The sequence below is a fragment of the Nonomuraea sp. B19D2 genome (assembly GCF_040137845.1).
Lineage (GTDB): Bacteria > Actinomycetota > Actinomycetes > Streptosporangiales > Streptosporangiaceae > Nonomuraea.
This window is the reverse complement of sequence record NZ_JBEFAK010000158.1, coordinates 1-933: the sequence shown is the minus strand read 5'-3', so window position 1 is coordinate 933 and position 933 is coordinate 1. Positions and strand designations below refer to the sequence as shown.

Genomic DNA, 933 nt, shown 5'->3' with positions numbered 1-933 from the left:
CGATCGGAGATCTAGGGCGCGGACCCCTGGCTTCAGCCATGGGGGTAAGCCCTTCTGTCGAATCTTTGAGCGGTAGATAGATCAACTCCGTATATTGATCCGTGTGGCTGTGACCTTGCGCACGAACAGCAACACGCCTTCCAGTGTGCCTTTCACGTGGTGTGGTGCCCCAAGTACCGCAGGCGAGTGCTGGGCGGACGGATCGAGACGCGACTGAAAGAGCTGATCCGGGAGGTGATCGCGGAGAAAGGCGCGTGGCTGGTGGAACTGGAGGTCATGCCCGACCACGTTCACCTGCTGGTCGAGGTGGACCCGCAGTTCGGGATCCACAAGTTGGTCAAGGCCATCAAGGGCCGCTCTTCCCGCGTCCTGCGTCAGGAGTTCCCGAGCTTGACGTCGAAACTTCCGACGCTGTGGACCAACTCTTACTTCGTGGCCACCGTGGGCGGGGCGCCTTTGGATGTGGTCAAGCGGTACGTCGAGAACCAGAAGAACCGGTGACCCGAGGATGCTGACGGGACGTAAGTACCGCTTGGACCTTACGCCTGGTCAGGCATGCTTCGCTGAGCGGATCGGCGGCGTCTGCCGCAGTGTGTGGAACACCGCCCTGGAGCAGCGCCGCATCTACCGCCGTCGGGAGGCGTGGATCGGTTACCACGAACAGGCCCGCCAGCTGGCTGAGGCCAAGGGCGAGTTCGCGTGGCTGGCGGAGGTGCCCGGCCATTGTCTTCAGCAGACGCTCATCGACCTGGACCAGGCGTGTGCCCGGCACGGGACGTGGAAGGTCCGTTGGAAGTCCAGGGCCAGGACGCGGCCGTCGTTCCGGTTCCCCGAGGGCGCCAAGATCGCCATCGAGCGGCTCAACCGGCGCTGGGCACGGGCGAAACTTCCCAAGCTCGGCTGGGTCCGCTTCCGCATCACCCGCCCGCTCGG

1 protein-coding gene and 1 pseudogene are annotated in these 933 nt (G+C 64.3%); both read left to right on the top strand.

The genetic code is table 11. The annotated features are described in order from the left end of the window. The first annotated feature begins 103 nt into the window (after positions 1-103). A pseudogene (tnpA, locus tag ABN273_RS59260) lies at positions 104-501 on the top strand (IS200/IS605 family transposase). Positions 502-508: 7 nt separating this feature from the next. After that, the coding region (locus tag ABN273_RS59255) for a helix-turn-helix domain-containing protein (protein WP_349458606.1) at positions 509-933 on the top strand (425 nt) is incomplete at its 3' end.